Origin of the sequence: Pseudomonas sp. GL93, assembly GCF_003408955.1 — a bacterium.
GTDB classification, from domain to species: Bacteria; Pseudomonadota; Gammaproteobacteria; order Pseudomonadales; family Pseudomonadaceae; genus Aquipseudomonas; species Aquipseudomonas paracarnis.
Window position 1 is genome coordinate 1 of the sequence record NZ_NKRF01000001.1, and the last position, 7936, is coordinate 7936.

The 7936-nt window shown below is 61.1% G+C and carries 7 protein-coding genes and 1 pseudogene; 1 reads left to right on the plus strand and 7 read right to left on the minus strand.

Annotated features, from left to right (window positions below; all coding sequences use genetic code 11):
* Positions 1–113, plus strand: a pseudogene (locus CER19_RS00005) (histidine/lysine/arginine/ornithine ABC transporter ATP-binding protein); the annotation flags it as partial.
* A gap of 147 nt (positions 114–260) precedes the next feature.
* Here the strand turns inward: CER19_RS00005 and CER19_RS00010 are convergent.
* From CER19_RS00010 to CER19_RS00040, 7 genes are all read right to left on the minus strand, one after another.
* Positions 261–1031, minus strand: coding sequence for an ABC transporter ATP-binding protein (locus CER19_RS00010; RefSeq protein WP_116664937.1), 771 nt, complete (start codon positions 1029–1031; stop codon positions 261–263).
* Between the two features lie 13 nt (positions 1032–1044).
* Positions 1045–2163: a succinylglutamate desuccinylase/aspartoacylase family protein gene (locus CER19_RS00015; protein WP_116664938.1), complete on the minus strand. Its 1119-nt coding sequence runs from the start codon at positions 2161–2163 to the stop codon at positions 1045–1047.
* Positions 2164–2172: 9 nt separating this feature from the next.
* Positions 2173–2883, minus strand: a complete 711-nt coding sequence (locus CER19_RS00020) for an ABC transporter permease (protein WP_003189226.1) — start codon at positions 2881–2883, stop codon at positions 2173–2175.
* On the minus strand, positions 2880–3608 hold the full coding sequence (locus CER19_RS00025; protein WP_014717254.1) for an ABC transporter permease: 729 nt from the start codon (positions 3606–3608) through the stop codon (positions 2880–2882). Before CER19_RS00025 ends, CER19_RS00020 begins: the two co-directional genes overlap by 4 nt.
* Before the next feature lie 57 nt (positions 3609–3665).
* Complete coding sequence (locus CER19_RS00030) at positions 3666–4445, minus strand: transporter substrate-binding domain-containing protein (RefSeq protein ID WP_014717255.1); 780 nt, start codon at positions 4443–4445, stop codon at positions 3666–3668.
* Between the two features lie 309 nt (positions 4446–4754).
* Positions 4755–6389 carry an ATP-dependent DNA ligase gene (locus tag CER19_RS00035; RefSeq protein WP_116664939.1) on the minus strand — a complete coding sequence of 545 codons (1635 nt, stop codon included), beginning with the start codon at positions 6387–6389 and terminating at the stop codon, positions 4755–4757.
* Positions 6386–7390 (minus strand): ligase-associated DNA damage response exonuclease, encoded by a 1005-nt coding sequence (locus tag CER19_RS00040; RefSeq protein WP_116664940.1) that lies wholly within the window; start codon positions 7388–7390, stop codon positions 6386–6388. Before CER19_RS00040 ends, CER19_RS00035 begins: the two co-directional genes overlap by 4 nt.
* Between the last annotated feature and the right edge of the window lie 546 nt (positions 7391–7936).

Consider the following 7936-nt stretch of genomic DNA (forward strand, 5'->3'; position numbering starts at 1 on the left):
AGGTGCTGTTCCTGCACCAGGGCCTGGTGGAGGAGCAAGGCCTGCCAGAGGATGTGCTGGGCAATCCGAAAAGCGAACGCCTGCAGCAGTTTCTGAGTGGCAATTTGAAGTAGGAGCGAGCTTGCTGTGGCGAGGGAGCTTGCTCCCGCTGGGGCGCGAAGCGGCCCCGCTCTTTGTTCAAAAAGACGGGGACTGCTACGCAGTCCAGCGGGAGCAAGCTCCCTCGCCACAGTGCAGCGCTCCTGCTTAACTGACTGGCATTAGGCAGTTGGAACGTCGGCACTCAGAAACTGCTGCAGGCGTTCGCTTTTCGGATTGCCCAGCACATCCTCTGGCAGGCCTTGCTCCTCCACCAGGCCCTGGTGCAGGAACAGCACCTGGCTTGAGACCTTGCGCGCAAAGCTCATTTCGTGGGTCACCATGATCATGGTGCGGCCTTCTTCGGCCAGGCCCTGGATCACCTTCAATACTTCGCCTACCAGCTCCGGGTCCAGGGCCGATGTGGGCTCATCGAACAGCATCACCTCCGGCTCCATGGCCAGGGCGCGGGCGATGGCGACACGCTGCTGCTGGCCGCCGGAGAGGAACGCCGGGTATTGATCAGCCACTCGCGCCGGCAGCCCGACTTTGTCCAGGTAGCGGCGGGCACGGTCTTCGGCGTCCTTCTTGTTGCAACCCAGCACGCGGCGGGGGGCCATGGTGATGTTTTCCAGCACGCTCATGTGGCTCCACAAGTTGAAGTGCTGGAACACCATCGCCAGCCGTGTGCGCAAGCGTTGCAGCTCGGCGTCGTCAGCCACCCTCATGCCCTGGCGATCGCTGACCATGCGGATCGCTTGGCCGTCCAGGGTCATGGCGCCATCGTTGGGGGTTTCCAAAAAGTTGATACAGCGCAGGAAGGTACTCTTGCCTGAGCCACTGGCGCCGATCAGGCTGATCACATCACCGGTCTTGGCCTTGAGCGACACACCTTTGAGCACTTGATTGTCGCCATAGCTTTTGTGCAGGCCTTCAACGGTCAGTTTGTACATGGGGCATGCATCCTCAAGGCGAAAGTAGATAACCGCTGCGGTAGGCCTGTGTGCCGGCGACATGGCAGATCACCATGCCGGCCGTGGCCATGCGACGTAGCGAACGGGCGTAAAGCAGCCCGGCGTGCTGGCAGTGCACAGGCGTTACGCGGTCTGTAATGGGGTCGATGATGTCGGCGACCCATTGCCCGGCCTCCAGGTATTCGCCTGGCAGCGCGTTGAATACCAGCAAGCCACCCCCCGCAGTGGTCACCGGCTCCACCGCCGCTAGCGGGGTAGCCGGGTAGGCCAGGGCAGGCAAGGGGGCTGTATCGCCGCGAATGGCGCCGAAGTGGATCAAATAATCAATGATGGCCTGGCAGTCCAGCGCGGCGAGGCCGTGGTTGACATCGCCCTGGCCGCGCAATTCGACGGTCACCGAAAAGCTGCCCATGGGGATCGGGTAGCGTTCGCCGAAGCGTTGCTGCAACTGCCACCACACCAGGGTGAAACATTCATCAAAAGACTGCCCGCCGGAATCGGTGGCCAACAGGTTGGCCTGCGAACCCAGGTAGCGCGCCAACGGTTCTACCTGTAGCCAGGCTTCGGGCGTGGTGTACAGGTGCGCCACGGCTTCGAAGTCGCAATGCAGGTCCAGCACCACGTCGGCATCGCAGGCCAGGCGTTGCAGCACCAGGCGTTGGGAGTGCAACTGGGTCTGGGCGGTTTGCGCGGCCAGGGCGTGGGACAGTGCGCTGCGGATCAATTGGGCATTGCGCTGGGGATCATCGCCCAGCAGGTCTTCGACCTGGTTGCCGACGTCTTCGCTGAGGTCGACAAACAGGCGATTGAAGTTCTGCCCGCTTTCCAGTTCGTAGCGGCCCAAGGGGATATCCATCAACACCTGTTCCAGGCCCACCGGGTTGGCGACGGGCACCAGCACGATTTCGCTGCGCAAGCGCCCGGCCGTTTCAAGTTCTGCCAGGCGCGCCTTCAGGTGCCAGGCCACCAGCATGCCCGGCAATTCATCGGCATGCAGGGAGGACTGGATGTACACCTTGCCTTCGGGCTGCTGCGGGCCGAAGTGAAAACTGTGGATCTGCCGCGCCGTGCCGGGCACCGGCGCGATCAGGTCATGTAGCTGGTGGTGCATGCAAACTCCTTAGTGGCTCGGCCCGAGAAAGGCCAGCCAACGCCGCTCCGCCAGGCGAAACAGGCCGACCAGGGCAAAGGTCACCGTCAGATAGATCAGTGCGGCAATGCCAAATGACTGGAAGGTCATGAAGGTGGCGGAGTTGGCATCCCGCGCCACTTTGAGAATGTCCGGGATCGTCGCGGTAAAGGCCACGGTGGTCGAGTGCAGCATCAGGATCACTTCGTTGCTGTAGTAGGGCAACGAGCGTCGCAACGCTGAAGGCATGATCACGTAGGCGTACAGCTTCCAGCCGCTGAGACCGTAAGCCTTGGCCGCCTCGACTTCGCCGTGGGCCATGCTGCGGATCGCCCCGGCGAAAATCTCGGTGGTGTAGGCGCAGGTGTTGAGGGCGAAGGCGAGGAGGGTGCAGTTCATCGCATCGCGAAAGAACGCATCCAGCACCGGTTGTGCTCGTACGGCGGCAAGGCTGTAGATGCCGGTGTAGCAGATCAGCAATTGGATATAGAGCGGCGTACCGCGAAACAGGTAGGTGTAGAACTGCACGGGCCAACGCACCAGGCGCTTGCGCGAAACGCGGGCGATGGACAGCGGGATCGACACCAGAAAGCCGATGACCAGTGAGGCGCTGAGCAGCCACAAGGTCATGGCCAGGCCGGTGATGTGCTGGCCGTCGCTGTAAAGAAAGGGGCGCCAGTATTCCTGCAATAGCTCGATCATCGCACGGCCTCCCGGGCGCCTGCGGAGTAGCGACGTTCAAGTCGGCGCAAGACAAAGTTGGAGGCGCTGGTGATCAACAGGTAGATCAGCGCCGCCAGCACTAGGAAATAAAACAGTTGATAGGTGCTCTTGCCAGCGTCCTGGGCGGCTTTTACCAAGTCTGCCAGGCCGATGATCGACACCAGTGCGGTGGCCTTGAGCATCACCATCCAGTTATTGCCGATGCCCGGCAGCGCAAAGCGCATCATCTGCGGGAAGGTCACATAGCGAAACCGCTGCCCGCGCTTGAGCCCGTAAGCGGTGGCGGCTTCGAGTTGGCCACGGGGCACGGCGAGGATCGCACCGCGAAAGGTTTCGGTGAAATACGCACCGTAGATAAAGCCCAGGGTGATCACCCCGGCGCTGAACGGGTCGATCTCGATGTATTCCCATTCCATAAAGTCGGTAAAGCCGCTCAGCCAGGTTTGCAGGCTGTAGAAAATCAACAGCATCAGCACCAAGTCCGGCACCCCGCGAATCAGGGTGGTGTAGAGCTGGGCGGGGATACGCACAATGGCCAGGCTGGACAATTTGGCGCTGGCGCCGAGCAGGCCCAGCACTACGCTGACGGCCAGGGACAGCACCGACAACTTGATGGTCATCCAGGTGCCTTGCAGCAATAGCGGGCCGAAACCCTTCAGGCTGAATGCGCTCAGCCCGAGGGTTTGCAACAGATCTTCGAACATAAATCAGGACCTATGGCGATAAAAAAGCGCCCCACCTGAAGCAGGGCGCCCCAGGCATTATTTGCCGCTGTACAGGTTCAGATCGCCAAAGTGTTTCTTCTGGATAGTGGCGTAGGTGCCATCATCGTGTAACGCTTTGATACCTTTATCCAAAAGCGCCTTGAGTTCAGTGTTACCTTTTTTGATACCGATGGCGGTTTTCGACGGCAGCAGCGGGTCGTCGATGGCGGCGCTCACTTCATAGCCAGCACCGGCTGGCGACTTGAGAAAGCCCAGTTCGGCTTGCAGCATGTCCTGCACGGAAGCGTCGAGGCGCCCGGAGGTCAGGTCGGCGTACACCTGGTCCTGGTTGGCGTAAGCCTTGGTGGTCACCCCGGCTTTATCCAGTACGGCCTTGGCGTAGGCTTCCTGAATGGTGCCTTGCTCGTAACCCACGGATTTGCCTTTGAGAGATTCTGGCGTCGAATAGCCAGCGCCTTTCTTGAACACCAGCGAAGTCGGGCCGGAGAACAGCTCGGAGGAGAAGTCGATGGCCTTCTCGCGCACTGGAGTCACGGTCATCGACGAAATCACGCCATCGAATTTATTGGCTTTCAGGCCCGGGATCATGCCGTCGAAGTCACTTTCGACCCACTTGCACTTGACCTTCAGCTCCGCGCAGATCGCGTTGCCCAGGTCGATATCGAAGCCAACCAGGCTACCGTCGGCGGCCTTGGATTCGAACGGTGCGTAGGAAGGGTCGACACCAAAACGCAATTCCTTGTATTCCTTGGCTGTAGCAACACCAGCAGCCATGCACAGAGCCAGTGCAGAAAGGGTCAGCAATGCTTTTTTCATTAGGTAATCCCTGGAAACCAAGATAAGCGCTTGTGGCGCGATGAGGACTGTTACTGAACGGTGTCAGACCCATCACAAGTAGCAATTTCTGCACCATAGTTCCGGATGGGCTTTTTAAAAGGTGGGATAAGGCAAGACTGAGTGTAGGCGGTGCCCGAAAATGGGCATGGAATTTCCAGTGCACCATTGTGGAGCTGTCACTTATCAAAAGGTGGGAGCTGGCTTGCCTGCGATAGCGGTGGGTCAGTTGTTATAGGGGTAGCTGACTCACCGTCATCGCAGGCAAGCCAGCTCCTACAAGGGGCTGGATCAGGCCAACAGGTTTTGTAGCGTGGCCAGGTTGTCCGCTTCCTCCACCGCCTTATCCTGGCGCCAGCGCAGCATCCGCGGAAACCGCACCGCAATCCCGCTCTTGTGCCGCTTGGACAGGGCAATTCCCTCGAAACCCAGCTCAAACACCATGCTCGGCGTCACGCTGCTGACCGGGCCGAACTTCTCCACCGTGGTTTTGCGCACAATGGCGTCGACCTTGCGCATTTCCTCGTCGGTCAGCCCGGAATACGCCTTGGCGAACGGCACCAGGGTGCGCTCGCTGCCTGGCGGGCCGTCCCATACGGCGAAGGTGTAGTCGCTGTAGAGGCTGGCACGTCGACCATGGCCGCGCTGGGCGTAGATCAACACGGCGTCGACGCTGAAGGGGTCGACCTTCCACTTCCACCAAAGGCCCATGTCTTTGGTGCGGCCCACGCCGTAGAGGCCGTTGCGATCCTTGAGCATCATGCCTTCCACGCCCAGGCTGCGAGAGGCTTCGCGCTGCTCGGCCAAGGCTGCCCAGGTCTTGCCTTCCAGCAAGGGCGAGGGCAATAACACCGGTTGGTTGCACGCAGCGATTACCTGTTCCAATTGGGTACGGCGTTCGGCTTGGGTGTGGTTGCGCCAGTCGTCGCCCTGATCCCCCAGCAGGTCGTACGGGAGCACCGCCACTGGCGCATCCTCAAGGACTTTTTTACTCAAGGTTTTACGGCCAATGCGCTGTTGCAGCAGCGCGAAGGGTTGCACCGAGTCTTTCCACACCACGATTTCGCCATCGATCACCGTACCGTCGGGCAGGCCACTGACCAGGCTGTGGAGTTCAGGGAAACGTTCAGTCAGCAACTCTTCACCGCGAGACCAGACCCACAGGCGCCCCTCGCGCTTGACCAGTTGTGCGCGAATGCCATCAAATTTCCATTCCACCTGCCAATCGACGGGTGAACCGAGCAGGGTGTCGAATTGCTCCACCGGTTGCGCCAGCCCGTGGGCAAGAAAAAACGGATAGGGTTGCCCGCCACGTTGCGCGTGCTCGTCGGATGATTCGGCGGCAATCAGCTTGAGGTAGCCTTCGGCTGTGGGACGGTTCGACAAATCGGTGTAGCCCACCAACCGCTGCGCCACGCGCTTGCTGTCGAGGTCGGCCATGGCCGCGAGGGCGCGGGTCACCAGCAGTTTGGACACGCCCACCCGAAAGCTGCCGGTGATCAACTTGATGCACACCATCAGGCTCGGTTGGTCCAGTTGCGCCCACAGCGCCGGCAGCCGGTCTGCCAGGTCCAAGGGTGGCAGACCGCGCAGGGGTAGCAGTTTTTCTTCCAGCCACACGGCCAGGCCGTCTTCGGAGGTGTAGGTGGATTCTGGCAGGAGCAGGGAGATGGTCTCGGCCAGGTCACCCACGCACTGGTAGCTCTCTTCGAACAGCCAGGGTTCGATACCGGCCGCTTCGGTGGCCATGTCCCGTAGCAGGCGCGTTGGCACCAGTTGCCGTGGCCTCCCGCCGCTGAGAAAGTACACCGCCCAGGCCGCGTCGGCCGGCGGCGCCTGCAGGAAGTAGGCTTGCAGGGCGGCGAGCTTGGCATTGCTGGATGTGGTGGCGTCGAGATTGGCGTACAGCTCGGCGAAGGCTTTCATGCAGTAGCCTCTTCTTCGTCATCGCCGTATTCGGTGCTGAAGCCTTGGGCATCCAAGCCCTTTTCCCGCAGATGACGCACCAATACACCGACCGAACCATGGGTGACCATCACCCGTTGTGCGCCGGTTTGTTCGATGGCCCACAACAAGCCGGGCCAATCGGCGTGGTCCGAGAGCACAAAACCACGGTCTACCCCGCGCCGCCGCCTTGTTCCGCGCAGGCGCATCCAGCCGCTGGCGAAGGCGTCGCTGTAGTCGCCAAAGCGGCGCATCCAGGTACTGCCTCCGGCGGAGGGCGGGGCGATGATCAGGGCTTGGCGCAGCAGTGGGTCGGTCTTTTTGAAGTCGCCGGCATACAGGGTCTCGGGGATGTAGATGCCCGCTTCGCGGTACACTCGGTTCAACGGCTCTACCGAGCCGTGGCTGAGGATCGGGCCGAGGCTGGCGTCTAGCCCATGGAGAATGCGTTGGGCCTTGCCGAAGGAATAGCAGAACAACACGCTGGCTTTGCCGCTGGCGATATTGGTCTGCCACCAGTCATTGATCCCGGCAAAAATCTGCGCCTGGGGCTGCCAGCGGTAAATCGGCAGGCCGAAGGTGGATTCGGTGATAAAGGTGTGGCAACGCACCGGTTCGAAGGGCGCGCAGGTGCCATCGGGCTCGATCTTGTAGTCGCCGGACGCCACCCAGACCTCGCCCTGGTATTCCAGGCGCACTTGGGCCGAGCCCAGTACATGCCCGGCTGGATGGAAACTCAAGGTCACGCCGTGATGCACCAACTGTTCACCGTAGGCCAGGGTTTGCAGGTTGATGTCCTGGCCCAGGCGCCAGCGCAAGATACCTTCGCCGGGGGCGGCGGCCAGGTAGTGTTGATTGCCGGTGCGGGCGTGGTCGCCGTGGGCGTGGGTGATGACTGCACGTTCCACTGGGCGCCAGGGGTCGATATAAAAATCACCGGCAGGGCAGTAGAGGCCTTCGGGGCGGGCGATGACAAGGTCCATGGGGTTGCCGGGGCTGGGGGCTTGTTACTTATGAGGTGGGGCTGGTTGCAGAAGTTCTATCTGAATGCAGGTTGCAAAGGTGGGCTTGCCTTCGATGTTGGCCTAGAAGCCGACACCTATCTACCTGACACCTGACGATCCAACTGTGGGAGCTGGCTTGCCTGCGATGACGGCCCCACAGCCGATGCATATCTACCTGACACCCCAACGATCCCACTGTGGGAGCGGGCTTGCTCGCGAAGGCGGCCTGGCAGGCGACGCTGTTATACCGAGTACATATCCATTCCTGCGGTAACGGCCACTTAGGGTTCCGCTTTTACAGCGGGTCACTTTTGGAAAAGAGCCCCAAAAGTAACCAAAAGGGCTCTCGCCCCACCACTCGGCACCTCGCCTAGGCTCGGTGTGCCCGAACACAGGCTTGAATCCGTGGGCCGCCGCCACGCGCCATCCATGGCGCGGGGCGGCTAACCCGGCGTCCTGCCGGGTTACCCACGAATTCAAGCCTGCGTTCGGCCAGCGTGGCTTGAACGGGGCGCCTCAATCCAA